Raw genomic sequence first — 26,167 nt, 5'->3', positions numbered from 1 at the left:
TAAGCGCTCCTTATTTTTTATGACGAATACGTGGGTTAACAATGCCGTACAGCAGATCAACCACGAGGTTAACAAAAATAATCAAAGTTGCGACTAATAAAACCCCACCTTGAACCACTGGGTAATCACGACGTTGAAGCCCTTCAATCAGCCAACGACCTAGACCTGGCCACGAAAAAATAGTTTCCGTTAGAATTGCGCCAGCGAGCATAACACCCACTTGTAAACCAATCACGGTGACAACAGGCAGCATCGCATTTCTCAGCGCATGAATAAGAATAACGCGTGCACGGCTAACCCCTTTGGCTCGAGCCGTACGAATGTAATCTTCCCCTAGTACTTCTAGCATCGATGAGCGAGTCATACGGACTATCACCGCCAGAGGTATGGTTCCAAGCACAATGGAAGGAAGTATGAGATGCTCAACCGCATCAATAAAGTTCCCTTCATCCCCCCAAATTAAGGTATCAATCAGCATAAAACCAGTCAGCGGATAGGAGTCATCCAAAAATACACTGTCGCTAACGCGCCCAGATACAGGGGTCAAATCCAACTGCACTGACACCAGCATGATTAACATGATCCCCCACCAGAAAATTGGCATTGAGTAACCTGTTAGGGATAAGCCAATTGCTGTGTGATCGAAAATAGAGCCACGCTTCACTGCGGCTAAAACACCGACAGGGATCCCCACTGAAATTGCAAAAATCATCGCACAGATTGCCAGTTCCATCGTGGCTTTAAAACGGGGGAAAAATTCATCCCAAACCGCTATCCGGCTTTTCAATGAAATCCCTAAGTCACCATGAAATATGCCATTAATATAGTGAAGATATTGTTTCCACAATGGCTGGTCTAAGCCCAATTCAGCCATTAAATAAGCGTGTCGTTCGGGCGATAAGCCTCTTTCACCTGCCATAATCATCACGGGGTCACCCGGGATCATATGCACAAATGCGAACGTGAGTAATGTGATACCGATAAACGTAGGGATAACTAGCCCCAAACGTCGGAGGATAAATTGCAACATATCCTGAATCTCTTTTAATAATGCCTTTGACGGCTCTGAGTCCGTTTGGCTAATCAGAAGAGTGTGACTCTTCTGTCTGCTCACAAAGAACTGAGTTTTCTGTTTCCCTGAAATTCAGAGGTGAAAACGCCCTTCGCTATCAAAAAGATGGCGAAGGGCTGATACAAATTAACAACGATTATTTTTCAATATCGACGTTTTCAAAGTGGTGTTTGCCGAGAGGGTCGACAACATAGCCCTTCACTTCTTTACGGACTGGTTCATATACCGTTGAGTGAGCAATGATCAGGGCTGGTGCTTGTTCATTCATAACAACCTGTGCTTGCTTGTAGAGATCAATACGTTTGTTATGATCTGCTGTCATACGAGCAGGCTGGATCAAGTCTTCAAAGCCTTGATAACACCATTTCGAATAGTTAGAGCCTTGCTCTTTCGCCGCACAGCTAAACAGTGTCGCGAAGAAGTTATCAGGGTCACCATTATCACCGGTCCAACCCATCATTACCGTTTGCGGTTCACCATCTTTAGCACGCTTCAGATATTCGCCCCACTCATAGCTCACTACTTTCGATTTAACACCAATTTTTGCCCAGTCAGCTTGGATCATCTCAGCCATACGGCGCGCATTTGGGTTATATGGACGTTGGACTGGCATTGCCCATAAATCGATTTCGAAACCATTCGGGAACCCGGCCTCAGCCAATAACGCTTTTGCTTTTTCAGGATTATATTCATAATCCTTCACATCATCGTTATAGCCCCACATCGTTGGTGGAATTAAGTTTTTCGCTTTCTGTCCTGCACCTTGATAAACGGCATCGATGATAGCGTCTTTATTCACAGCCATAGATAGCGCTTGGCGCACTTTCTGGTTATCTAGTGGTTTTTTCTCAACGTTGAAAGAGAGATAACCGACGTTCAAGCCAGGTTGCTCCATCAATGTAATATTTTTATCTTGCTTCATGCGTTCCAAGTCTGCCGGATTTGGGTATGGCATAACTTGACACTCATTTTTTTGCAGCTTGGCATAACGGACAGACGCATCAGGTGTAATCGAAAAAACTAAACGATCAATTTTAGGTTTATTACCCCAATACTCTTTGTTGGCTTTATAAAGAATACGTGAATCTTTTTGGTACTGCTGTAGCTCAAATGGGCCTGTTCCAATAGGGTTCAAATCCACTTTTTGCGGTGTGCCCGCTGCTAACATTTTGTCAGCATATTCAGCAGAAAGAATGGAAGCAAAGTCCATTGCCATATCAGCTAAAAAAGGTGACTCTGGACGAGAGAGTGTGAAACGTACGGTGTAATCATCAACTTTTTCAACTTTATCGATGATTTTATCCATATCCATGCCCATAAAGTACTCATAGCTACCGCCGGAGACTTTGTGGTATGGGTGATTCGCATCTTTCTGACGCATGAAGGTATAAATGACATCATCCGCATTAAAGTCGCGGCTTGGCTTAAATTCTTTATTTGAATGCCATTTTACGCCTTTACGTAAGTGGAAAGTATAAACTTTGCCATCATCGCTTACTTCCCAACTTTCCGCTAAACCTGGCTCTATCTCTGTAGTACCAAGTTTGAACTCAACTAAACGGTTATAGAGTGGAATTGAGCTAGCATCGTAAGTCGTACCGGAAGTAAATAGCTGAGGGTTAAAGCCCTCTGGAGAGCCTTCTGAACAGTAGACTAATGTTTTCGCTTGCACAGAAGCAGAAACTGCAAGTGCTGCAAGTGTTAGCCCAATGGTTAAACCTGTCTTTTTGATTGAGAGCGTCATCTGTATGCTCCTGTGGTGTTCATGTGTTATTTGCTTGATGCCCAAACCCATCCTTGAAATGACAGATAGGGGATCTGTATTTTTTTGTTATTCACTGTGCAATTAATCAACTGTCATCCACTTCGTCAATAGTATCTCTCTTTAAACAGACAACTATCCTATAACATTTTAGAAACATATTAAGAGTGTTCTTAGGTCTTTGTATGGTTATTTAAGTCATATGGCAGACATAATAACCATAAAAATACTACAGGATAGTGTTTTATCTCTGGGTGATTTATTTTTATATTTGTGATTAAGTGCTGAATTACTGAACGAAAATAGTGCAACACCTAAGAGAGTGCGGCATAAAGTTCTGGTGTGTTTAAAATAAATAATTACTTTAGGTTGTTATTATTTTGCTTGTTTTTTATTCATATAAAAAAGTACGGTTCATTAAATTTTAACAATTTATTGATTAGTTAATAACTTCAATAATCGCACGATCTACTTGATTTCATTCTCTCTACGGGCCTTCACTATATGACTCTGCTCTCATTCAATGACTCGCCTTTTCCAAAATAAATAATTTACTTTAATATCAATCCATTATAATTATTCACGCCGGAATATCGCTAATCTCATCCCCTTTACTCGCTATATTAATTGCTTTATAAGTATTCCAATGCCTGCACAACAATGCTCAGAGATACCTAAATAGCCGTTATTTGGGGGCTTTATGAGTACAATATAACGGTTTCCTTGAACTCGCTGCTGTGTAACCCTACTTCAACCAGACTTCTGCTTACCTATTTATGTTTGGGCATAAACCATATTCATAGCCAATGAAACTGCGACCAAATAAACTGGCTAATAATCAATACTCACTTTCGCCCCAACATTCACCGCGTTCGTTGCTAATTTCGCCGACTGCCAAAGAGGAGCCTCGATAAAGAGTTGGTAGTTCAAGCGATCAATCTGCCCTCTCACACCAATTTCTGTACCGAATAACCTGTTTTCTCGCCAAATATGTGCGCTTTGCGAAGATGTCGAGGCGAAATCCAATGCACCATATAGCTCATAACCCCGCCATGGGGTAAACCACCCCCACTCATTTTTAAGTTTCAACGTGTTATCTCCCAAATTCTCCGTTAATACGCTATTTGAGAACCCCCTAATCCCAAATTTCCCAGTAGGACTATTTAGCTCAAGCTGCGGATCTAGTGGCGAGCGACTTAATTGCATTTCAAGCTCATGTCGGTGATACATCGATTGGTTGGCTAAATAAAATTGCCGTTGAAAATCTACCGAAAATAGATATATGCCGGCTCGCTCTAACCCTGTCACTTGGCGCCTTGTGGAACCGAACCAATCCGTATCTTGTTTATAACTCAATGAAAATGTCACATTACCTTGTGCAAAATGACGCTGATGCTTTACCCCAAGTAAAAGATAACTCGTAAAGCGTTGTTGGGTTTTCAAACGATATCGCTCTAAAAAGAGATCTAATGTTTGAATTTGAGTCCCCATACTTATCGACGTTGAGTGATATAAGGCTCGATGAAGAACATACTCAGCTTGTAGCGACAGTAATCGGCTTCTCACATCATTTCTAACTTTAATGCTATCAATTAATTGGAAGTTTTGATGAATGCTGTTCTCTTGATAGCCCGCATATAAACTCAATAACCAATAATGGTAAGGAACTGAATACAAAATGGAGACCGATTTCAATTTCTTTTCAGGCTCTTTTCCAATATCACTATCTAAATTTAGAAAAAAGAAATCATTCAGTGCTAATGGATTAGCTAACATAATCAGATTGCTGACAACATGGGTAGGAAATTGCGGTGATTGTTTCGACGCTAAAAGTAGTTTTCCTTTAAAAGCTCTTGCTGCATTACGTTGGATCACTAAACGGTTCATATTGTTCTGTTCGTGATCGGAAACAATATGAATTTGATGTGGGATCAACTGGGTATTGCGTAAATTAGCCAGACCTTGATTTATAGCGTGGATATCTACGACTTGCCCTTTGCGTAATGGAAAAGCGTACGCTAATGATTGGCTAGCACTATCTTGATACTCAATACTGCCGAGCTTCCCCGCGACTAATTCAACCTGCAACACACCAAATAACAGAGTTTGCTCTGGGTAGTGAATAGACGATGTGATATATCCTACCTCAGCCAACTGCGCGTTAAGAAAGTCTGCATAGCGCAATAGCCCTTCCTCACTAACACATCTCCCTTCAACGCCCTGTTTCCATTTATTGATATCACTCGAGGTAATTAACGGAAATAGTGCCAATGTTGAGAAATGAACTTGGTGAATCGCAATACAGGGGGTTGATGGTGATTTCACCGCAAAATCAAGCTGCCTATTGGCATAACAAGGCAGATAGTTGAACAGTAAAAATAACAAAATAAACAGTGTTGGTGCTGTTTTCATTAACAGGTTCCTTGTTATGAAAAATCCATTGATAGGTAATAAACAACTCGCGACTACATCATGCTTTTCATTACACTCAAGAAAACAACGTTAATGAACATAACAACAGATTATGACGAGAAAGGACAACAAAGTTACTCTGAAAGCGCATGTTGGTAAGTTAGACAAAAACCATGCCACCAGAATCAGTATTTGGATGATGAGAAAAATTACTGTGTGAAATGTTTGCTGACGTGCAAATGCAAAAAACCCCACCTCATATAAGGTGGGGTTCTGGAATCTGGTCGGCGAGAGAGGATTCGAACCTCCGACCCACTGGTCCCAAACCAGTTGCGCTACCAAGCTGCGCTACTCGCCGAAAACGGTGTGAATCATACTGTTGAGCGCCCTTCCCGTCAACCCATTTTTCACTAAATTTGTTTGTATGCTGATAAAACCATCAACTTGATAGGGTTTTTTAACTAATCGCCCCTATAAGACAACATTAAGCCCTTGCAAGATCTTATCCTGCAAGGGCTTATAAAGATTAATAAATGATATTTTTAGTCAATACCATCACTTGTTCACGATTTATTGTAGCAATGAAATATCTGCAACTTTCAAGAACAAATCACGTAATTGGCTAAGCAGAGTTAGACGGTTAATACGTACCGCTTCATCTTCATCCATAACCATAACATCAGCAAAAAATGCATCCACAACTTCACGTAAAGAAGCCAATTCAACTAAGGCATCTTGATAATTACGCTCAGCAAACATTGGCTCTAGTTTTTCTTGTAATACAACAAGGTGTGTAGCCAACTTCACTTCTTGTGGTGCTTTTAGCACAGATGCGAGAACTTTATCAGCCAGTTTCTCATTAGATTTACTCAAGATGTTCGAAACACGCTTATTGGCTGCCGCTAAAGCTTCTGCATCTTCCAATGTACGGAAGTGAGTCACAGCCTTCACACGTGCATCAAAATCGGCTGGTGATGTTGGACGGCGCGCTAACACCGCTTGAATCGTATCAATACTATAGCCAAGCTCTTGATACCAAGAACGGAAGCGGCCAAGCATAAATTCAACAACATCATTCACTACATTTTTGTTAGTGAGTTTATCACCGTAAAGGCGGACGGCTTCTTCTGTCATTTCAACGAGATCAAGCTGATAGCCTTTTTCAACAATAATGCGTAACACGCCTAATGCAGCTCGACGCAGTGCAAATGGGTCTTTATCACCTTTCGGATGCTGACCGATGCCGAAAATACCGGCTAAGGTGTCCATTTTCTCGGCTAAGGCAAGTGCCGCTGAAACATCAGTAGATGGCAACGCATCCCCTGCAAAACGAGGTTGATACTGCTCTTTCAGTGCTAATGCAACATCTTCTGATTCACCGTCATGGCGTGCGTAGTGCATCCCCATCACGCCTTGAGTGTCTGTAAATTCAAACACCATATTGGTCATCAGGTCACATTTTGCCAACAAACCCGCGCGAGTCGCATGATTAACATCTGCACCAATCTTCGCTGCAACCCAACCTGATAAGGCTTCTAAACGGTCAGTCTTATCACGCAATGTGCCAAGCTGTTGTTGAAACAGAACGGTTTCCAAACGTGGTAAATTATCTTCAAGACGTTGTTTACGGTCAGTTTTAAAGAAAAACTCCGCATCCGCCAAACGAGGACGTACCACTTTTTCATTACCGGAGATAATTTGTTGTGGGTCTGAAGATTCAATATTCGCCACAAAAATGAAATTTGGCATCAGGTTGCCAGCATTGTCATAAACAGGGAAATATTTCTGATCCCCTTTCATGGTATAAACCAATGCTTCCGCAGGTACTTCTAAGAACTTCTCTTCAAATTTTGCAGTTAATACGACAGGCCATTCAACTAATGAAGCAACTTCTTCTAGTAAGCTGTCGGTTAAATCCGCTTTCCCACCAAGGGCGAGCGCGGCTTTTTCAGCATCAGCTTTGATGACGGCTTTACGTTCTTCATAGTCAGCAATGACTTTGCCGCGTTCACGTAAGATCGCCGGATATTGGTCTGCATGATCAATCGTAAACTCTGATTCACCCATAAAACGGTGACCACGGATTGTACGACCGCTCTTAATGCCTAGCACTTCACCGTCAACAACATCGCTACCCAATAATAAGGTTACGGTGTGGACAGGGCGCACAAAATGCGTCTCTTTATCGCCCCAACGCATGAGTTTTGGAATAGGTAACTTAGCCAGAGAACGGCTTACCATATCGACCAACAATTCACTAACTGCTACGCCTTTTACTTGAGCGCGATAAAGTAACCATTCACCTTTATCCGTTTTTAAACGCTCGGCTTGGTCAACGGAAATACCGCAACCACGAGCCCACCCTTCAGCAGCTTTGGTTGGTTGACCGTCAGCGCCAAAAGCAGCAGAAATCGCAGGGCCACGTTTTTCAACTTCACGGTCAGGTGATGAGTCTGCAAGAGCAGCGACTTTTAAGGCCAAACGGCGAGGTGCTGCAAACCAGCTAACTTCACCGTGTGCAATATCCGCGCTATCCAATTCAGCCGTAAAGTTTGCCGCAAATGATTCAGCTAATGAACGAAGAGCCTTCGGCGGTAACTCTTCTGTGCCGATTTCCACTAGGAAAGTCTGTTGAGTCATGACAGCCTCTTAATTCTTGTGACACATAGGGAATCCGAGCGCCTCACGGGAAGCATAATAAGCTTCGGCAACCCCTTTAGTTAGGGTACGGATACGTAGAATATAACGCTGGCGTTCTGTCACTGAGATTGCTTTACGAGCATCCAGTAAGTTAAATGTATGAGCCGCTTTCAAAATGCGCTCATAAGCCGGTAGCGGCAGTGGTGTTTCTAGTGACAGTAAATATTGAGCTTCTTTCTCATACTCTTCAAAGCATTTAAAAAGAAAATCGACATTAGCATATTCAAAGTTATAGGTTGACTGCTCAACTTCATTTTGATGATAAATATCACCATAGGTCGTTTTACCGAGTGGGCCATCGCACCAAACAAGGTCATAAACGCTATCAACACCTTGAATATACATAGCAAGGCGTTCAAGACCGTAGGTAATTTCACCCGTTACAGGCTTGCATTCCAGCCCGCCAACTTGTTGGAAGTAAGTAAACTGAGTGACTTCCATACCATTTAGCCACACTTCCCAGCCTAGACCCCAAGCGCCTAGTGTTGGGTTTTCCCAGTTATCCTCAACAAAACGGATATCATGAACGGTGGGATCAATTCCCAATTCCTTCAATGAGCCGAGGTAAAGTTCTTGAATATTGTCAGGTGATGGCTTAATGATCACTTGAAACTGATAGTAATGTTGAAGGCGGTTTGGGTTTTCACCGTAACGGCCATCAGTAGGACGACGAGAAGGCTGAACATAAGCCGCCGCAATTGGCTCAGGCCCTAACGCACGCAAGCACGTCATTGGATGAGATGTTCCTGCGCCGACTTCCATGTCCAGTGGTTGAACAATGGTGCAGCCTTGGCGCGCCCAGTAATCCTGCAATGTCAGGATAAGACCTTGGAAGGTTTTGGTATCAAACTTTTGCATGTTAGATCCGCACGCGATACATATGATTTAATGAAAGTACGTCAGTATACCCTTTGACCGCCAGATATACAGCATTGAATCTACGTCTATTTGCCCTATAAATAAAAAAACTTTATTTTGTCTCTTTTAAACTGGACATTTATACAGTATAAATAGGGCATATAAGCCTTGGCCCCCCTTGAAAGGAGACAAAATGAATTCATCGCCAATTCGTTGCCATTGGGTAAATCAAGACCCAGAATATATCGCCTACCATGATAATGAATGGGGAAAGCCAACAAAGGATAACCAACAGCTATTTGAGATGATCTGCTTAGAAGGTCAACAAGCTGGGCTTTCTTGGTACACCATTTTAAAAAAACGCCAAGATTATCGCATACTGTTCCATCAGTTTGATCCTGCAAAAATTGCCATGATGAGTGAACAAGATGTTGACAGCTTAATGCAGGATCCTCGTATCATTCGGAACCGCGCTAAAATTAACGCGATTATTGCTAATGCAAAGGCTTATTTAAAAATGGCTGAAAACGGCGAGGATTTCTCAACATTTTTATGGCAATTTGTGGGTGGCAAACCTATCGTCAACCAGTGGCAGTCTCACACTCAAGTTCCCACAGAGACAGAGCTTTCAAAACGTTTATCCAAAGCACTTAAAAAACGTGGATTTAAGTTTATTGGTTCCATTACTTGTTATGCTTTTATGCAAGCGACAGGCATGATTAATGACCATTTAAAAGATTGTTGCCACTATAAATAAATCAGAATGAATCGGCATCACCCCCATTATCAAAAGCAACATTCACCATATTTTAACCAATTTTCACAAATATCAGCCCAGAAGTTAATAAAAAAGCAGTATTTTGTATCAATGTTATATTGATTGAAGCTGTTGAACTCTCTTGTCGAGCAGAGTATGTTTTTAAATTCCATTAACAACCTACTTAACATATGTGAATAAATGAGATGATATTTTCTAAATTCGGTAATAAATTCGCACAAAATTCAGGTATATCAACATTAATGAAAGACTTGAATGATGGCTTGAGAACTCCCGGTGCAATTATGCTAGGTGGTGGGAACCCTGCTCATATCCCTGAGATGGATGCCTATTTCCAAACACTATTAGCAGAAATGTGCGCCAACGGTAAATTAACGGATACTTTGTGTAACTATGACGGCCCACAAGGTAAAGATGCCATGTTGAAAGCGCTAGCAGCAACCCTAAAAGCAAAACTAGGCTGGAATATTAGCGCCAAAAATATTGCCCTATCCAATGGCAGCCAAAGCGCGTTTTTCTACCTATTTAACTTGCTTGCTGGTCGTTTTGAAGATGGCATCACTCGTAAGGTTCTATTCCCACTAGCCCCCGAATATGTTGGCTATGCCGATTCAGGGCTAGATGACGATCTATTTGTGGCAAATAAGCCACAAATTGAATATTTACCGAATGGTCAATTTAAATATCACGTTGATTTTAATACATTAGAAGTAACTGATGATATTGGTGTTATCTGTGTTTCACGCCCAACAAACCCTACCGGTAACGTGATAACCGATGAGGAAGTGGAGCACCTTGATAAACTGGCAAAGCAACACAACATTCCATTACTCATTGATAACGCTTATGGAGTTCCTTTCCCTGGCATTATTTTTAGTGAAGCGACGCCATTTTGGAATGAGAATGTCATTCTGTGTATGAGCTTGTCTAAGCTAGGGTTACCCGGTACTCGTTGCGGTATTATCATCGCGAATGAAGAGATCATTGAAGCGGTGAGTAACATGAACGGCATTATTAGCCTTGCACCGGGTAGTGTTGGCCCTGCATTAGCGTTGGAAATGTTGCAGCGGGATGATCTGATTTCTTTATCAAAAAATGTTATTGGCCCCTTCTATAAACAACGTGTAGAAGAGGTTATCCGCATTATCCGTCGCTATATTCCTGAAGATAAATGTCTGATCCATAAGCCTGAAGGTGCTATTTTCTTATGGTTATGGTTCAAAGATTTGCCGATTACTAGCTTAGAACTCTATCAACGACTAAAAAAACGCGGTGTTTTAATGGTTCCGGGGCATTACTTTTTCCCTGGTCTAGAAGAAAACTGGCCACATGCACATCAATGTATGCGAATGAATTATGTGCCAGAGCCAGAAAAAATCGAGAAAGGTATTGCTATCCTTGCTGAAGAATTAGAATTGGCTTATCAAACTGTCGAATGTTAGATGTTCCTGTCGTTAGCTTGTTGTCATCCTTGTATATCAAGGATGACTGGTTAACTAACACGGTTAATAGATACCTGATACCCTAAAAATAAAAAAAAAGCCCTTTTATGAATTAAAAGGGCTAAAAATTAGCGAGAACTCCGTAATCAAATATTACATTACGAATATCATTCAACTGTATTAAACCATCTTTTTAGATTATTCATCGTTTGAATAAACACCATTTTTACCTCTATATATCTAAATACCCTTCTCGCCCATCATCACTTTTAGCAACTATCGTCATAATGTCCAAAATAAAATCGCCAATAGCTGCGGTGAAATAATGCGTAAAAACATCGCTAAAGGATAGACGGTTGCATAAGAGAGAGCCGGTGCCCCACTGGTTGAATGAATATTGTTAGCAAATGCCAGTGCTGGTGGATCTGTCATTGAACCTGCCAGCACACCACACAGGCTGAGGTAATTCATCTTGCCGAAGATCCGAGCAATAAGGCCAGTAATAAATAACGGAACAAAGGTGATTAATAAACCGTAGCCGATCCAAGTTAGCCCATCACCTTTAACTAAGGTATCAATAAAACCACCGCCTGAATTTAAACCGACCACGGCAAGGAACATCACAATACCGAGCTCCCGTAATGCAAGGTTAGCACTAGGCGGCATAAACCAATATAAACGCCCTATGGTGCCTATACGCCCTAAAATCAGTGCGATGACCAATGGTCCACCTGCCAGCCCAAGTTTTAATGCTGCGGGGAAACCCGGAATAAAAAGAGGTATCGACCCCAACACAACACCAAGACCTATACCAATAAACACAGGTAGCATTTGTACTTGCTGTAGTTTTTGTTTGGCGTTGCCAAGCAATGCGCTAACGGCTTCAATAGACTCAGGCCTTCCCACAATATTGAGAATATCACCGAATTGCAGTACTGAATTATTATTCGCCACAAGCTCAATCCCTGCTCGATTTAGTCGAGTGACCACCACGTCATATTTCTGTTTTAAGTTCAGATCACGTAGACGTTTACTCAATACTGAATCATTTGTTACTACTACACGAACAGAGTGAAGTATTGAGCCAGATGTCGATAATGATGCATCCACCTCCTCACCAAGAATTAAACGGACTTTATTAAGGTCTTCTTTTTGCCCAACCACATGCAGTAAATCGCCTAATTGAATTTCCGTTGTAGGCTGAGGCACCATAAGCATTTCGCCTCTTTTCAATCTTGAGCAAACAATATCCTCACTTCCTAATAAAGGAATATCTTGCATCATCAAGCCATCTAAGTTGGTATTGCGAACCGCAATATTCATCGTTTGCAATGTTTCTCGCTGATGCACATTCTGGCTGCTAAAAGCTGCGGCTTCTTTATCAACACTGATCCTAAAAATGATACGGATCAACCACATTACTAGCAAAATACCACATATGCCCATCGGATAAGCCATGGCATATCCCATTCCCATTTGCCCAACCAGCGCAGGGTCCGAGCCTAAGTCAGTGAGTATTTGCTGGCCTGCACCTAAAGAAGGCGTATTCGTGACCGCACCAGAAAAAATCCCCAAAATAATTGGTAACGGAATATTGGCTAATTTGTAGATAACCGCGGTTACTACAGCACCTAATACAACAACTAATAAAGCAAAGCCATTTAGTTTTAATCCAGAAACACGCAATGATGAGAAGAAACCTGGCCCCACTTGAATACCGATAGTATAAACAAACAGGATCAAGCCAAATTCCTGAATAAAATGCAGCATGTGACCATTGAGTTGTAAACCATAGCTTTGTGCGAAATGGCCGACAATAATACCGCCAAATAATACCCCGCCGATCCCAAGGCCAACATTACGGATTTTCCAATTACCTATCCATAAACCAAGTGCAGCAGCTAACGCCAACAAACTCACAGTAAGAGCTAATTCACTCATAGACCGCTATCCTTTTGACGAAAAGTCACTTACAAAGCGTAACGTGAAAGACGATAAAACGTACAACTGAATCGATTATGTCAAATAAAAACAAAGTAATATGTGCATTAGTCCACAGTTCGTCATTTATGAAAAAGAGATTAGCTCACCGATTGATGCCAATACATATACGTATTAAACATTCAATGATATTAGTTAATATTGGTAACAAAATAGATCATTTGTTTAGACAGTTATCAATTTTTATAATACAAATTCAACAATTCATATTATGCTGTGATTGTGAATTTTTGATTTTTAGCTATTATTGTCACAGGGAAAGATAATAAATTTAAAACATAGGTTAAATGGACTATATGGCTGGACTATTGCTAAAAAGAATATTGATATGTTTTACACCATTAATACTTTCAGGTTGTTCAAGCATTATGACTCATGCCGGGCCTTCTGACGGTTATTACCCCGGCTCTAAAAACAGTATCGAAATGATTAAAGATAAAGATACTGGCTGGGTTATGCGCCCGCTATTAGCGATTGATTTACCCTTTACCGCGGTAATGGACACATTGCTTATTCCCTTAGATTATGTGAAATCTGATAGTAACTCTGAAGAGAGTTCACCTAAAAAGCGTATTGAAGCACTCGATAAACAAGCTAATACCCAAATAAATAACCACCCAGACTCTTTAGAGAGCAATCTAGAATAGCGTATTTGTTACAAGTAACATATTCAGTTAATGAGTATTAATTTTATAATTAATTACTCTTTGTTTTACTCTTTATTTGCATACTTTTTTCAATGTTATTCTAATTAACACGATTTAATAATGATTAAATCACCGAATAAATTACTAAGATATAATTAATTAACACTATAAACACTAGCTAATTAATTATATTTCGAGTATTGAGAAGAGGCACTTTCGCCTCTTCTCTCTTACTTTATCTAGGTGGTTACCTAGCATGCGATTTAGCATCCTAAGCCTGTTTCTACAATATGAATTTGCCTATACCCCTTTGTGTCATCACGCATAAAAGCAATCAAACGGTCATCAGGTGAAAACACAACGGCGTCCGCAACGGGAGCGGTTGCACTTCGCACCGTCAATCTTTCTAATTCACCTGAAATCACATTGCAACGCATCACGCTGTTATCACAAATAAAGGCAATATGCTTGCCCTGACTATCCCAACTAAAGGCAGATTGGATAGATGAGGAACACTGTGTAATTTGCTTAAGACTTCCTGTCGATGTACTGGCTAACCATAACTGAACAACGCCATTATCATCCTTCATTAAACAGGCAATAAAACGGCCATCAGGCGATGAACGTAACCAGTGCCTTGGTTGTTTCGCCAGCCCTGGATATTGCCGCTCATGGGTAAATGTCAACCTACGTTGTTGAATATTTTTAGGGGGAAAAGGTAGCCGAGAATCCGTGCCTTGCAGCGGGAAATCACCTTGTTGCATAAAGGCATTCTCATCCTCGGGCAGGTCAACGATGAAGATTTCAGGAATAATTTCACCATCAAGCGAGTGAGTATCACCAATAAACGCGATTGCCCTGCTTTGCCACTGCCCATTATCTGATAAATACCCTTTTTGCCCAATCCAACCTTCTTCGTAGGCTCGGCTGATTTGATGACTGCCAAGAATCGGCTCTGGGGTTGTGTGGGAAATAACACAGCAGAAATATTCCCCGCTATACTCACGTTGATGACCTTTCGGCTCCACATTGACTGCTTTGATAGGAACAGCGATAGCAACATTACGTTGATCTAACCGAATATCTCTTTCATGCATAACATGGTCGTTATAAGTAAAACTTAACCACTTACCATCGGGACTAAAGACATGAACATGTGTTCCTCCTCTTAATGCTCCTGCAAGATAAGGTGGAGTAATACACATGGCATCAATTGAATGCGCCTCTCCTAATTTATCATCTCTAACGTATACGCCTCTGCGATGATGAAAATCGTATTGCCACTGCTCATCAGGAAATTCAGGGCCATGAATAAAGGCATAACGAGGTGGGTCTTCAGCACTTACCGTCACAACACCCACATGCGCACCATGATTAGCGCGATAGATTTCACATGGCATCTGACGCTCAATATGAATTTTTTCTATGGTCAACCCAGTAAATGAACTCGGACTAGGGCGAACATCATAAGCTATCCATTGGCTATCCGCTGTCCAAACATTAATATTTGTAAGTTGATGACTTCGCTTATCGTGCGTTATTTGAGTTTCTTTATAAGGTAATTTGCCGTTCAATCTGTTATCCTTTGACATCTCTTAATATGGGCTATCGGATTACTTTAACTAATCTATTTTGTAAGGCACTAGAAAATCTCAGTCGAGAATTTCTATAAGTAATATTACCCTTTAGCAATCACTTTAGTGTCGAATAGAATCATTATGTTATTAAGTGTTCTTTATATTATTGGTATTACCGCTGAGGCCATGACAGGCGCCCTCGCAGCCGGTCGCCGTAAAATGGATGTTTTCGGCGTTATTATTATTGCCTCAGCGACCGCCATTGGCGGAGGCTCTGTGCGCGATGTCTTACTTGGGCACTATCCATTAGGTTGGGTTCAAAACCCCGAATATATCTTGACAGTCGCCGGTGCCGCTATCGTTACTATTTGGATCGCACCAATGATGAAACATTTACGTCGTTTGTTTCTAATTTTAGATGCGATAGGCCTTATTGTATTCTCAATTCTAGGTGCCCAAATAGCCCTTGATATGAATTATAGCCCAGTGATTGCCGCGATTGCTGCTGTAATTACCGGAGTATTTGGCGGTGTCCTTCGTGACATGCTATGTAACACCATCCCCCTCGTTTTCCAAAAAGAAGTTTATGCTGGCGTCTCATTTGCCGCTGCATGGCTGTATATTGGGCTTTTATATACCCCACTACCACAAGACATCGTCGTTATTATTACCCTCGTCGCGGGGCTAAGCGCACGGCTCATCGCCATACGTTATCGCTTAGGGTTACCCATTTTTAACTACGAAAGCCAAGACTAACGATTTAGGCCATCAAGCGGTTAGATTGATGGCCCGTTTCTTATCTCATCAATAACCTGAAATATCTCTTTGATATCCGGTGTTGAAAGCCATTGATTAAGCTTTGTTTTTTGTATGATAGACAAACCTAACCCCTCTAAAAAAAGCGTATTATTTAATAGGCTTAATTCTGTAATTAATGATAAATGTTTATCTTTTAAAGGGATCCCTAAGCCTTTTAGCCAATTCATGAGTGGTTGCTGCCCCACCAGCCTAAATTGCTCAATGATTTTCTTGGTTTTTTTAGTATTGGGTAGACTGGTTTGCCAACTTGGAGATAACCATGTTGTCAGCTTATTCAGATGGTAATGTTCTGCCCATTCACGCCAAGTAGCTTCACTAATTCCTTTTATCTTCAATTGCTTGCCTAGCCAATTTAAACGAGCAACAAACTGCTGCTCACACTGAGGAGTCATTACAAAACAGCTTAAAGCGTGAAACTGCTTAAACTGAGATAAGTCAGGGTAGGTGCGTTGTTGAAGGCGCCAAATTACCGATTCAAGTTTTGGAATACCATGCCCCGCTAGTGCCACTTGAATAGTATCACCAACCAGCAGATCCTTTTTCTGCCATGATTTCAATGAGCCTAAATAGAGCCGACTCACCTTTTTACTATCTAGTTCAACAGGTTCAATTTCCGCCACCACACTCACAGCCCCCGTTCTCCCCACGCGAAAATGGAGGTTAGTCACTTTTGAGGCGATTCGAGCATAAGGATGCTTCCAAGCTACAGACCAACTGTTGTGATTCACTTGCCATGCCGCTACCCGTGGCGTTGGAAATGACTTAAGTACAATACCGTCTGTCGCAAAAGGCATCGGCTGTTGATAGTAATAGGACTGCCATTTTTTCACTTGTGCCATAGTCGTGACTTTATGGCTATATTGCTGAGTAAGTGGAAACCCTAAATTTGCCAGTTGCCGCCATTGCTCTTCGGCTTTCCCCACTCCCTCTGGCCATGCCCAAATAAAGACATCAATATTGGCCTCAGGGGTTACAGGCTTACTTTTGCGCATTAACCACCCTGCAACTTGATTTCTGGCATTAACCCCACCACTGGCTTGTTGCCTATGATCTTTTAGCCGCCAAAATAGCTCTCCTTGTAATATAAGCTGTGGTTGTGATGTCGGTAGTTGCTTGGGGATAGCTGGAATAAAATCCGCCTTATCACGCCATTCAAGCCCCTCAATACCATTTCCACGACTGATCATTGAAACCAATTTCCCTTGTTGATAAACCAACGAAATGGCAACGCCATCAACCTTCGGTTGTAGCCAGACCTCCTCCCGTGTATCTATCCATTTTCCAATATCCACTTCATTTAATTTTTTTAAGCCCGTATGCACAATAGGATGCTTGACTGTGCGCGAATGAGGTGGCAAATGGATAGGCGGTAATTGCCCAGACAAATTTTGGCACTTTTGCCATTGTTGCCATGTATTCAGCAGTTGATCATATGTTTCATCTGTTACGGGGCTATTCCCCGATAAACGGTATAGACGGTTCCATTGCTGCAACTGCTCGCCCAATTTCTGGCTCTCTTTTTTTAACTCATCCTGACTCAATGTTGAGCATTGGTGGGGATAAAAAAGCCGTGTTGCGTCGGCTGACACATAGCTACAGTAAAAACTCAGTACCACAAAGACGTATTGAGCAGCCCGCCCTCTTTTTTCCTGAACAAATCCCTTTTGCATAAGCTGTCCTTATTCCTTTAGTTATCCCTTCAGATTGCACATCGATCCTGACGCGATAATCCAAAACTATCAGCTTAATTTCGATACTTCTGCAAAACATTTCGCAAAAAGAGTGTACTTTGCATCAATAAAAAAATATTTTCTGGAACGGCTTCGCAATTCATCTATTTCTTAAATAAATTGCGCTGTATACTCTAGATAATTTGAGATGCAATAAGAAATGAATCGCTATCAGCGCACTGCCGTTTGCCGTTCGCGTTAATGAATATCATCAAGAATATGGCAGCTTAAAGAGAAACAAGCATGCTTCATGCTTGATTGATAACGCTGCATGTTGGTGTAAGTCCGTGTATACTATGTGGGGTTTATCATTATCATTTATGTTTAACCCTCGATTATTCAAGAAACCATCATGATACAAGGCACATTATATATTGTTTCTGCGCCAAGCGGTGCAGGTAAGTCCAGCCTGATCCAGGCGTTGTTGAAAACACAACCGTTGTATGACACTCAAGTTTCAGTCTCTCATACAACAAGAGCTGCACGCCCCGGTGAAGTTCATGGTGAGCACTATTTCTTTGTATCCGAAACTGAATTTTTGGCAATGGTCGAAAATAATGAGTTCTTAGAGCATGCCTGTGTCTTTGGCAACTACTATGGTACTTCACGGCCGATCATTGAAGAAGTCCTCAAAAGTGGGGTTGATGTTTTTCTCGATATTGACTGGCAAGGTGCGCAACAGATTCGTGCCGCCATGCCAGAAGCACGTAGTATCTTTATACTACCGCCATCAAAAGATGAGCTTTATCGCCGTTTGCGAGGTCGTGGCCAAGACAGCGATGAGGTCATTGAGAAACGCATGTCACAAGCTGTTGGCGAAATTGAACATTACAATGAGTACGACTATCTCATTGTAAATGATGATTTCAATACCGCATTGAGCGATTTGCAATCGATTATTCGCAGCGAACGCTTAAGATTGGAGCGCCAAGTCCAGCGACATGATGCTTTAATCAGCAAATTACTGGCAGACTGAGCATAGTTTCAGTATCATATCAGGTCATTTTTTTATTTCTTTTGGAGTAGCACATTTATGGCACGCGTAACGGTTCAAGACGCTGTAGAAAAAATTGGTAACCGCTTTGACCTTGTACTGGTCGCGGCTCGTCGAGCTCGTCAGTTGCAAACTGGCGGTAAAGATCCTTTAGTTCCTGAAGAAAACGATAAATATACAGTTATCGCACTACGTGAAGTAGAAGAAGGTTTAATTAACGGTCACATACTGGATGTACGTGAACGTCAAGAACAGCAGGAGCAAGAAGCGGCTGAAATGCAAGCAGTTTCTGCTATCGCTGAAGGTCGTCGCTAATTACTAAGGTGGGTCTGCCTTGTATCTGTTTGAGAGCCTAAATCAAGTAATTCAGAAGTATCTTCCCGAAGAACAGATTGAATTACTGAAAAAAGCCTATGTTGTCGCACGGGATGCCCATGAAGGACAAACCCGTTCAAGTGGTGAGCCTTATATTACTCATCCCGTTGCTGTGGCCTGTATTCTTGCCCAAATGCGTTTGGATCATGAAACATTAATGGCAGCGCTACTTCATGATGTCATTGAAGATACTCCAGCGACATTTCAGGATATAGAAGAGCTATTTGGCACCATAGTTGCGGGGCTTGTTGAAGGTGTGTCTAAATTAGATAAACTCAACTTCCGCGACAAAAAAGAAGCTCAAGCAGAAAACTTCCGCAAAATGATCATGGCGATGGTTAAAGACATTCGCGTCATTTTGATAAAACTGGCAGACCGCACTCATAACATGCGCACGCTTGGGTCGCTTAGGCCTGATAAGCGTCGGCGCATTGCAAGAGAAACGCTGGAAATCTACAGCCCTCTTGCGCACCGGTTAGGTATTCACCACATCAAAACTGAGCTAGAAGAGCTGGGCTTTGAGGCGTTATATCCAAACCGTTATCGCGTTATTAAAGAAGTGGTCAAAGCCGCCCGTGGCAACCGTAAAGAGATGATCCAAAAAATCCTCTCTGAAATTGATGGCCGCCTTACTGAAGCGGGTATTCCCTGCCTAGTCAGTGGCCGAGAAAAACATCTTTACTCTATTTATCGTAAAATGCACCTTAAAGAGCAGCGTTTCCATTCCATTATGGATATTTATGCGTTTAGGGTGATCGTAAAAGATGTTGATACCTGCTACCGCGTCCTCGGGCAGATGCATAACCTCTACAAACCACGCCCCGGTCGTATTAAAGACTATATTGCCATCCCCAAAGCCAATGGTTACCAATCACTGCACACGTCATTAATCGGCCCACATGGTGTTCCCGTTGAAGTGCAAATTCGCACTGAAGACATGGATCAAATGGCTGAAATGGGGGTTGCAGCCCATTGGGCATATAAAGAGCAAGGCGAACAAGGCACTACCGCTCAAGTTCGTGCTCAACGCTGGATGCAAAGTTTACTTGAACTACAACAAAGTGCGGGAAGCTCTTTTGAATTTATCGAGAGTGTTAAGTCTGACCTCTTTCCTGATGAAATTTATGTGTTCACACCGGAAGGCCGTATTGTTGAGTTACCGACAGGCGCAACCCCGGTCGATTTCGCCTATGCCGTCCACACGGATATCGGTCATGCTTGCGTAGGTGCTCGGGTTGATCGCCAACCTTACCCACTTTCTCAGGCACTCACCAGTGGTCAAACGGTTGAAATTATCACTGCCCCTGGTGCAAGACCGAATGCAGCTTGGCTCAATTTTGTTGTCAGTTCAAAAGCGCGCGCGAAAATCCGCCAATTATTAAAGAACCTTAAACGAGAAGATTCCATCAATTTGGGCCGTCGCCTATTGAATCATGCGCTCGGGGCGGGCTGTAAACTCAACGATGTGCCACAAGCGAATATCGATCTTGAATTAGCACGCATGAAGCTCAATTCAATTGATGACTTACTTGCTGAAATTGGTTTGGGTAATGCGATGAGCGTTGTTGTGGCGCGTAATTTGCAAAGTAATCCACAAACTGCACCTGAAAATGAGCCTGTCGTGACGACACGCAATAAGCTCTCCATAAAAGGGGCTGATGGCGTTCTTATTACCTTTGCGAAATGTTGTCGCCCTATCCCAGGCGACCCCATTGTGGCTCATATCAGCCCCGGTAAAGGGCTTGTTATTCACCACGAGTCTTGCCGTAACATCCGTGGCTATCAAAAAGAGCCTGACAAATTTATGGCTGTAGAGTGGGATAATGATACCGATACCGATTTTATTGCTGAAATCAAAGTCGATATGATTAACCATCAAGGGGCCCTTGCCAATTTAACAGCTGCCATTAATGATGCTAACTCAAGCATTCAGAGCATGAATACCGAAGAAAAAGATGGGCGAGTTTATTGTGCCTTTATCCGCCTAACGACGAAAAATCGCGTTCAATTAGCCAACGTGATGCGTAAGATCCGGATCATGCCTGATGTGTTACGTGTTAGCCGGAACCGTAATTAACGATGAATGAACGCCGCTATCGCCGCATTTGCCAAATGATGGCGATGCGGCAACCCGATCTCACCATATGCCTTGAAGAAGTTCACAAACCCCACAACGTTTCAGCGATCGTACGTAGTGCAGATGCCGTTGGTATCCATACCATTCATGCTATTTGGCCTGACCAACAAGTCAAACTCTCTGTCTCTTCTGCTGCGGGCAGTAACAGTTGGGTCAATGTAATTTCACACCCATCAACAGAGGCTGCTATTAGCCAATTAAAATCACAAAACATGCAAGTACTTGTCACCCATTTGTCTGAACAAGCCGTCGATTTTCGTGAAATTGATTATACTCAGCCGACCTGTATTATGGTGGGACAAGAGAAAAAAGGGATATCAGCAAAGGCGCTTGAGCTTGCTGATAAGCACATTATCATTCCAATGGTAGGGATGGTGCAGTCTCTGAATGTCTCTGTGGCTTCCGCCTTGATCCTCTATGAAGCACAACGCCAACGGCAGCTTGCGGGAATGTATTCTCGAGAAACCAGCCTTCTTTCTGAGCAAGAGCAGCAGCAGTGGCTATTTGAAGGTGGCTATCCCGTCCTTGCAGAGGTTGCCAAACGTAAAGGCCTACCTCGCCCCTATATTAATGCACAAGGGCAAATAGAGGCTGAAGAGTCTTGGTGGGCACAGATGCAGTTAACCGAAAAAATGAAAAAACGACAGTTAGGTTAAGGAAGAAATAATGAACAGTGGGCTGCTTGATACCATTTCACTGACGACTCTACACGGCGTAGGGGCTAGCCAATCGGAAAAATTAAGCAAGATAGGCCTAAATACCGTTCAAGATTTATTGCTGCATCTTCCACTTCGTTATGAAGATCATACTCGCCTTTACCAAATCCGCGATCTTTTACCTGGCACAACCGCGACTATCGTTGGTGAAGTGCTCCAAACAAAAGTGGTGTTTGGTCGTAAGCGAATGATGACCTGCTTAATTACCGATGGTACAGGGAATTTAACATTACGTTTTTTCAATTTTTCTGCTGCCATGAAAAATAGCTTAGCAGAAGGCCGCCATGTTATTGCATATGGTGAAGTCCGTCGTGGCAATACTGGGCCTGAAATTATTCATCCTGAATATAAAGTGTCCCAAGATACCTCAAATATCTCACTGCAAGAAAACCTAACGCCCGTTTACCCTACAACCGAAGGGGTAAGACAAGCAACACTGAGAAAGTTAATTGAACAGGCTTTGAAGCTGTTAGAAGGGGGGCAGATCAAAGAGTTGCTACCGGAAGAGCTTAGTCGTGGCTTAATCAGCCTCCCAGACGCGATCCGCCTTTTGCATACTCCCCCCCCTGATGTGGCATTAAGTGAGCTTGAGAAAGGGCAGCACCCAGCTCAAAAACGTTTGATATTAGAAGAATTGCTCGCACACCATTTAAGCATGTTAGCCATTCGAGCCGGTCACCAACGCCTCTATGCTCAACCAATGGTGATCACAGGTCAATTAAAGAGCCAATTTTTGGCAAGCCTACCGTTTACCCCAACCCATGCACAAACACGGGTTGTCGGCGAGATAGAGCAAGATCTGATTAAAGATGCACCGATGATGCGCTTAATTCAAGGTGATGTTGGCTCAGGAAAAACTCTGGTCGCGGCTCTCGCTGCATTATCTGCCATTGAAAATGGCAAACAAGTGGCTTTAATGGCTCCCACCGAGATTTTGGCTGAGCAACATGCCAATAACTTCAAATTATGGTTTGAGCCTTTAGGCATCAATGTGGGCTGGCTTGCAGGGAAACAAAAAGGTAAAGCGCGCGAGCAGCAACAAGAGGCTATCGCCAAGGGTGAAGTGAGTATGGTTGTTGGTACACATGCCCTGTTCCAAGAGCATGTGACGTTTAAAGCTCTTGGACTGGTCATTATTGACGAGCAGCACCGATTCGGTGTTCACCAGCGCCTCGCTCTACGTGAAAAAGGTGAACAACAAGGTTTTCATCCTCACCAACTTATCATGACCGCAACGCCTATCCCTCGCACACTGGCGATGACCGCTTATGCCGATATGGATACCTCTATCATTGATGAGCTGCCTCCTGGACGAACTCCGGTAACGACAGTCGCCATTCCAGATACACGGCGTAAAGATATTATTGAACGTGTCAGGCAAGCTTGTATTGATGAAGGGCGCCAAGCCTATTGGGTATGTACTTTAATTGATGACTCCGATGTATTAGAAGCACAAGCGGCACAAGCGACGAGTGATGAATTAGCATTAGCGCTACCTGAATTGAAAGTGGGATTAGTACATGGACGCATGAAACCGGCTGAAAAGCAAAGCATTATGGCGGCATTTAAAAATAATGAGATTCAGCTACTGGTTGCAACTACCGTTATCGAAGTGGGTGTTGATGTTCCAAATGCGAGCTTAATGATCATTGATAACCCTGAACGGCTTGGCCTAGCCCAATTGCACCAATTAAGAGGACGTGTTGGTCGCGGCGCAGTCGCTTCCCACTGTGTGCTTCTCTATAAAACACCGTTGACCCATACGGCAAAACAGCGGTTACAAGTACTGCGTGATAGCAATGATGGTTTTGTTATTGCTCAAAAAGATCTGGAAATTAGAGGCCCCGGGGAGTTATTAGGTACTCGGCAAACGGGCAATGTCGATTTTAAAGTCGCCGATTTGTTACGTGACCAATATATGCTGCCTGAAGTACAACGTATCGCGCGCCATATTCAGCAGAACTATCCTGAAAATGCCAAATTAATTATTGAAAGATGGCTACCTGAACGCGAGCAATACAGCCAAGCTTAATTCAATCATAACTCGATAAATACCTTAATATTTATTGTAAAAATTAAAAGTCATAGCAACAAGGGATAGTGGAACATGAAGATACAAATCTTAATTGGTAGTGTTCGACAAGCACGAATAGGACCTCAGATAGCACGCTGGGTTAAGGATGTTGCCTAGAAAAAATACCCTACTGAAATCCTTGATCTCAGAGATTGGCATTTACCAATGGATGATGAGCCCTATCTCCCCGCCGAAGGAATATATACCCAAGAGCATACCATTGCTTGGAGCAAAAAAATCGCTGAAGCCGATGCTTATATTTTTGTTTTCCCACAATATAACTGGGGCTATCCCGCTGCACTAAAAAATGCGATAGACCATTTGTATAAAGAGTGGAACAACAAACCCGCCTTAATGGTCAGTTATGCCAATAGAGGTGGAGGAAAAGCTGCGGAGCAGTTGCAACAAGTGTTGCAAGGCATTCATATGCGTACTACAGAATCTCATTTAGAAATTAAACTCTCTGAAGTTAATTTCTCACCTTCCAACAGTGATGCCTCTTACCCTGAAACACTTTGCCACTATGAAAATGCGCTAATTTCAGCGCTAAATCAGCTGAGCCTGTTACACGCATCACGCTAATTGCATCATTTTGTACCCTATAAACGAAAATTGCCGTGAATAAATTCACGGCAATACCTGCTATTTACCTTTATATATTTTTTATCTGTTATCCAGCCACTGATGGGAATACGGGTAACATTAGATATAGTTTGATCACAATCGCGTTAACGATATCAATAAAGAATGCGCCAACCATTGGAACAACTAAGAATGCAAGGTGTGATGGACCAAATTTGTCCGTGACCGCTTGCATGTTCGCGATTGCTGTTGGCGTTGCACCTAGGCCGAAACCACAGTGCCCTGCCGCCAATATCGCCGCATCATAGTTTTTACCCATCACGCGGAAGGTAACGAAAATAGCATAACCCGCCATCACACAGGCTTGGACTGCCAAAATAATCAGCATAGGAATCGCTAAAGATGCCAGTTCCCACAACTTCAGGCTCATCAGAGCCATCGCAAGGAATAGGGAAAGGCTAACGTTACCAACAACAGAAACCGCGCGGTCAAACACGCGATAAAAGCCCGCTAAAGATAGGCTATTACTTAAGATAACCCCAACAAATAACACACAAACGAATTTAGGAAGTGCAAAGGCAGTATCTGCCAGTAAGCCAGCAATAAAACTCCCCGCCATCAAACAAATCGCAATTAATGCAATAGTTTCAATCAACACCATAGAGGTGATCATTCGGCCTGATTGCGGCTTCTCAAATGCTGTTGGTACATCTTTATCATCTTCAGCAGTGCCTGGCGTTGGAATATTACGGATTAAGAAACGTGCAACTGGCCCACCAATGAGCCCGCCAAGCACAAGACCGAATGTTGCACATGCCATAGCAACTTCAGTCGCACTCTGGAAACCATAGCTATCTGTAAAGATTTTACCCCAAGCAGCCCCTGTACCATGACCACCAGATAAAGTGATAGAGCCAGCAAGCAGCCCCATTAGCGGGTCAAGGCCAAGTAATTCGGCTAAGGCAATACCAACCGTATTTTGTACTAATAGTAAACCTACAACGACAAAAATGAAAATAAACAGTGCTCTACCACCAGCTTTCAAGCTGGCTAAGTTTGCGTTTAAACCAATCGTGGCAAAGAATGCCAACATCATAGGTTCTTGTAATGAAAGGTCGAAAGACAAGCTCCAATCAAATACTTGCTTGATCACCAATAAGCTAAAAGCGACCAGCAACCCGCCTGCAACAGGCTCCGGGATAGTATATTTTTCGAGGAAAGGAACTGATTTTACAAGCTTACGTCCGAGCAATAACACAAGGGTAGCAGCCACAAGCGTACCGTAGACATCGAGATGATACATTTATGTACCTCGTCTGTTGTTAATATTATTTAAAACTAGTAAGACGTTAATTTCTTCCTTAAAACGCCAAAAGCAGGTTCCTGAATTAGAAAAAAAATCGGAGATAAACACAAGTTAAAACATATAAAAATGTGACATTCCTTATCTAACTATAAAGAAATATTTTTCGCGCAAACGATTGCTTTTTT

19 protein-coding genes and 1 tRNA gene are annotated in these 26,167 nt (G+C 42.5%); 10 read left to right on the top strand and 10 right to left on the bottom strand.

Annotated features, from left to right (window positions below; all coding sequences use genetic code 11):
• Nucleotides 1-10: 10 nt before the first annotated feature.
• The 6 genes from dppB to glyQ form a co-directional block, all read right to left on the bottom strand.
• On the bottom strand, nucleotides 11-1,030 hold the full coding sequence (dppB, locus tag PR709_RS11330) for a dipeptide ABC transporter permease DppB (protein WP_040132698.1): 1,020 nt from the start codon (nucleotides 1,028-1,030) through the stop codon (nucleotides 11-13).
• Nucleotides 1,031-1,208: 178 nt separating this feature from the next.
• On the bottom strand, nucleotides 1,209-2,816 hold the full coding sequence (gene dppA / locus PR709_RS11325; protein WP_014656985.1) for a dipeptide ABC transporter periplasmic-binding protein DppA: 1,608 nt from the start codon (nucleotides 2,814-2,816) through the stop codon (nucleotides 1,209-1,211).
• Nucleotides 2,817-3,665: 849 nt separating this feature from the next.
• Nucleotides 3,666-5,246, bottom strand: a complete 1,581-nt coding sequence (locus PR709_RS11320; protein WP_004923734.1) for a ShlB/FhaC/HecB family hemolysin secretion/activation protein — start codon at nucleotides 5,244-5,246, stop codon at nucleotides 3,666-3,668.
• Nucleotides 5,247-5,527: 281 nt separating this feature from the next.
• Nucleotides 5,528-5,604, bottom strand: a tRNA-Pro gene (locus tag PR709_RS11315).
• A 212-nt stretch (nucleotides 5,605-5,816) separates the two neighbouring features.
• Nucleotides 5,817-7,886 (bottom strand): glycine--tRNA ligase subunit beta, encoded by a 2,070-nt coding sequence (gene glyS / locus PR709_RS11310; RefSeq protein WP_004923731.1) that lies wholly within the window; start codon nucleotides 7,884-7,886, stop codon nucleotides 5,817-5,819.
• A gap of 9 nt (nucleotides 7,887-7,895) precedes the next feature.
• Nucleotides 7,896-8,804: a glycine--tRNA ligase subunit alpha gene (gene glyQ / locus PR709_RS11305; RefSeq protein ID WP_004923728.1), complete on the bottom strand. Its 909-nt coding sequence runs from the start codon at nucleotides 8,802-8,804 to the stop codon at nucleotides 7,896-7,898.
• A 193-nt stretch (nucleotides 8,805-8,997) separates the two neighbouring features.
• Between glyQ and PR709_RS11300 the strand changes: the two genes are divergently transcribed.
• A complete protein-coding gene (locus PR709_RS11300) occupies nucleotides 8,998-9,561 on the top strand; it encodes a DNA-3-methyladenine glycosylase I (protein WP_272570893.1) in 564 nt (187 codons plus the stop codon).
• Nucleotides 9,562-9,767: 206 nt separating this feature from the next.
• On the top strand, nucleotides 9,768-11,024 hold the full coding sequence (locus PR709_RS11295; RefSeq protein WP_004923720.1) for a valine--pyruvate transaminase: 1,257 nt from the start codon (nucleotides 9,768-9,770) through the stop codon (nucleotides 11,022-11,024).
• 282 nt (nucleotides 11,025-11,306) lie between these two features.
• Here the strand turns inward: PR709_RS11295 and PR709_RS11290 are convergent, their stop codons facing one another.
• Nucleotides 11,307-12,965: a putative transporter gene (locus PR709_RS11290; RefSeq protein ID WP_004923717.1), complete on the bottom strand. Its 1,659-nt coding sequence runs from the start codon at nucleotides 12,963-12,965 to the stop codon at nucleotides 11,307-11,309.
• A 347-nt stretch (nucleotides 12,966-13,312) separates the two neighbouring features.
• Here PR709_RS11290 and PR709_RS11285 point away from each other — a divergent pair, with 347 nt between their 5' ends.
• Nucleotides 13,313-13,672, top strand: a complete 360-nt coding sequence (locus tag PR709_RS11285) for a YceK/YidQ family lipoprotein (protein WP_004923714.1) — start codon at nucleotides 13,313-13,315, stop codon at nucleotides 13,670-13,672.
• Between the two features lie 263 nt (nucleotides 13,673-13,935).
• Here the strand turns inward: PR709_RS11285 and PR709_RS11280 are convergent, their stop codons facing one another.
• Complete coding sequence (locus PR709_RS11280; RefSeq protein WP_004923712.1) at nucleotides 13,936-15,264, bottom strand: DUF3748 domain-containing protein; 1,329 nt, start codon at nucleotides 15,262-15,264, stop codon at nucleotides 13,936-13,938.
• A gap of 126 nt (nucleotides 15,265-15,390) precedes the next feature.
• On the opposite strand from PR709_RS11280, the gene PR709_RS11275 reads away from it, so the two are divergent.
• The gene (locus PR709_RS11275; protein WP_004923710.1) at nucleotides 15,391-16,005 is read left to right on the top strand and encodes a trimeric intracellular cation channel family protein; all 615 of its coding nucleotides are present in this window, start codon (nucleotides 15,391-15,393) and stop codon (nucleotides 16,003-16,005) included.
• 20 nt (nucleotides 16,006-16,025) lie between these two features.
• Here PR709_RS11275 and ligB read toward each other — a convergent pair whose 3' ends face one another.
• Nucleotides 16,026-17,738: an NAD-dependent DNA ligase LigB gene (gene ligB, locus PR709_RS11270; protein ID WP_196715924.1), complete on the bottom strand. Its 1,713-nt coding sequence runs from the start codon at nucleotides 17,736-17,738 to the stop codon at nucleotides 16,026-16,028.
• A gap of 412 nt (nucleotides 17,739-18,150) precedes the next feature.
• Between ligB and gmk the strand changes: the two genes are divergently transcribed.
• The 6 genes from gmk (at nucleotide 18,151) to PR709_RS11240 (ending at nucleotide 24,676) form a co-directional block, all read left to right on the top strand.
• Nucleotides 18,151-18,774, top strand: coding sequence for a guanylate kinase (gmk, locus tag PR709_RS11265; protein WP_004923701.1), 624 nt, complete (start codon nucleotides 18,151-18,153; stop codon nucleotides 18,772-18,774).
• A 57-nt stretch (nucleotides 18,775-18,831) separates the two neighbouring features.
• A complete protein-coding gene (rpoZ, locus tag PR709_RS11260; RefSeq protein WP_004262665.1) occupies nucleotides 18,832-19,107 on the top strand; it encodes a DNA-directed RNA polymerase subunit omega in 276 nt (91 codons plus the stop codon).
• 19 nt (nucleotides 19,108-19,126) lie between these two features.
• Nucleotides 19,127-21,244 carry a bifunctional GTP diphosphokinase/guanosine-3',5'-bis pyrophosphate 3'-pyrophosphohydrolase gene (gene spoT / locus PR709_RS11255; RefSeq protein WP_141173255.1) on the top strand — a complete coding sequence of 706 codons (2,118 nt, stop codon included), beginning with the start codon at nucleotides 19,127-19,129 and terminating at the stop codon, nucleotides 21,242-21,244.
• A gap of 2 nt (nucleotides 21,245-21,246) precedes the next feature.
• Nucleotides 21,247-21,960: a tRNA (guanosine(18)-2'-O)-methyltransferase TrmH gene (gene trmH / locus PR709_RS11250; RefSeq protein ID WP_040132696.1), complete on the top strand. Its 714-nt coding sequence runs from the start codon at nucleotides 21,247-21,249 to the stop codon at nucleotides 21,958-21,960.
• A 10-nt stretch (nucleotides 21,961-21,970) separates the two neighbouring features.
• Complete coding sequence (gene recG, locus PR709_RS11245) at nucleotides 21,971-24,052, top strand: ATP-dependent DNA helicase RecG (protein ID WP_040132695.1); 2,082 nt, start codon at nucleotides 21,971-21,973, stop codon at nucleotides 24,050-24,052.
• A 177-nt stretch (nucleotides 24,053-24,229) separates the two neighbouring features.
• The gene (locus PR709_RS11240) at nucleotides 24,230-24,676 is read left to right on the top strand and encodes an NADPH-dependent FMN reductase (protein WP_272570899.1); all 447 of its coding nucleotides are present in this window, start codon (nucleotides 24,230-24,232) and stop codon (nucleotides 24,674-24,676) included.
• 88 nt (nucleotides 24,677-24,764) lie between these two features.
• Here PR709_RS11240 and gltS read toward each other — a convergent pair whose 3' ends face one another.
• Nucleotides 24,765-25,979 (bottom strand): sodium/glutamate symporter, encoded by a 1,215-nt coding sequence (gene gltS / locus PR709_RS11235; RefSeq protein WP_004923688.1) that lies wholly within the window; start codon nucleotides 25,977-25,979, stop codon nucleotides 24,765-24,767.
• Nucleotides 25,980-26,167 lie beyond the last annotated feature (188 nt).

The sequence above is a fragment of the Providencia sp. PROV267 genome (genome assembly GCF_028477825.1).
GTDB lineage: Bacteria > Pseudomonadota > Gammaproteobacteria > Enterobacterales > Enterobacteriaceae > Providencia > Providencia stuartii.
This window is presented reverse-complemented; position numbering and strand designations above follow the sequence as displayed.

Coding starts and splice junctions, on each gene's coding strand:
- PR709_RS11285 (WP_004923714.1), top strand. CDS start 13,313: ATGGACTATATGGCTGGACTATTGCTAAAAAGAATATTGATATGTTTT.
- rpoZ (WP_004262665.1), top strand. CDS start 18,832: ATGGCACGCGTAACGGTTCAAGACGCTGTAGAAAAAATTGGTAACCGC.
- ligB (WP_196715924.1), bottom strand. CDS start 17,738: ATGCAAAAGGGATTTGTTCAGGAAAAAAGAGGGCGGGCTGCTCAATAC.
- dppA (WP_014656985.1), bottom strand. CDS start 2,816: ATGACGCTCTCAATCAAAAAGACAGGTTTAACCATTGGGCTAACACTT.
- PR709_RS11295 (WP_004923720.1), top strand. CDS start 9,768: ATGATATTTTCTAAATTCGGTAATAAATTCGCACAAAATTCAGGTATA.
- glyQ (WP_004923728.1), bottom strand. CDS start 8,804: ATGCAAAAGTTTGATACCAAAACCTTCCAAGGTCTTATCCTGACATTG.
- gltS (WP_004923688.1), bottom strand. CDS start 25,979: ATGTATCATCTCGATGTCTACGGTACGCTTGTGGCTGCTACCCTTGTG.
- dppB (WP_040132698.1), bottom strand. CDS start 1,030: ATGTTGCAATTTATCCTCCGACGTTTGGGGCTAGTTATCCCTACGTTT.
- gmk (WP_004923701.1), top strand. CDS start 18,151: ATGATACAAGGCACATTATATATTGTTTCTGCGCCAAGCGGTGCAGGT.
- glyS (WP_004923731.1), bottom strand. CDS start 7,886: ATGACTCAACAGACTTTCCTAGTGGAAATCGGCACAGAAGAGTTACCG.
- trmH (WP_040132696.1), top strand. CDS start 21,247: ATGAATGAACGCCGCTATCGCCGCATTTGCCAAATGATGGCGATGCGG.
- PR709_RS11300 (WP_272570893.1), top strand. CDS start 8,998: ATGAATTCATCGCCAATTCGTTGCCATTGGGTAAATCAAGACCCAGAA.
- PR709_RS11275 (WP_004923710.1), top strand. CDS start 15,391: ATGTTATTAAGTGTTCTTTATATTATTGGTATTACCGCTGAGGCCATG.
- PR709_RS11320 (WP_004923734.1), bottom strand. CDS start 5,246: ATGAAAACAGCACCAACACTGTTTATTTTGTTATTTTTACTGTTCAAC.
- PR709_RS11290 (WP_004923717.1), bottom strand. CDS start 12,965: ATGAGTGAATTAGCTCTTACTGTGAGTTTGTTGGCGTTAGCTGCTGCA.
- PR709_RS11280 (WP_004923712.1), bottom strand. CDS start 15,264: ATGTCAAAGGATAACAGATTGAACGGCAAATTACCTTATAAAGAAACT.
- recG (WP_040132695.1), top strand. CDS start 21,971: ATGAACAGTGGGCTGCTTGATACCATTTCACTGACGACTCTACACGGC.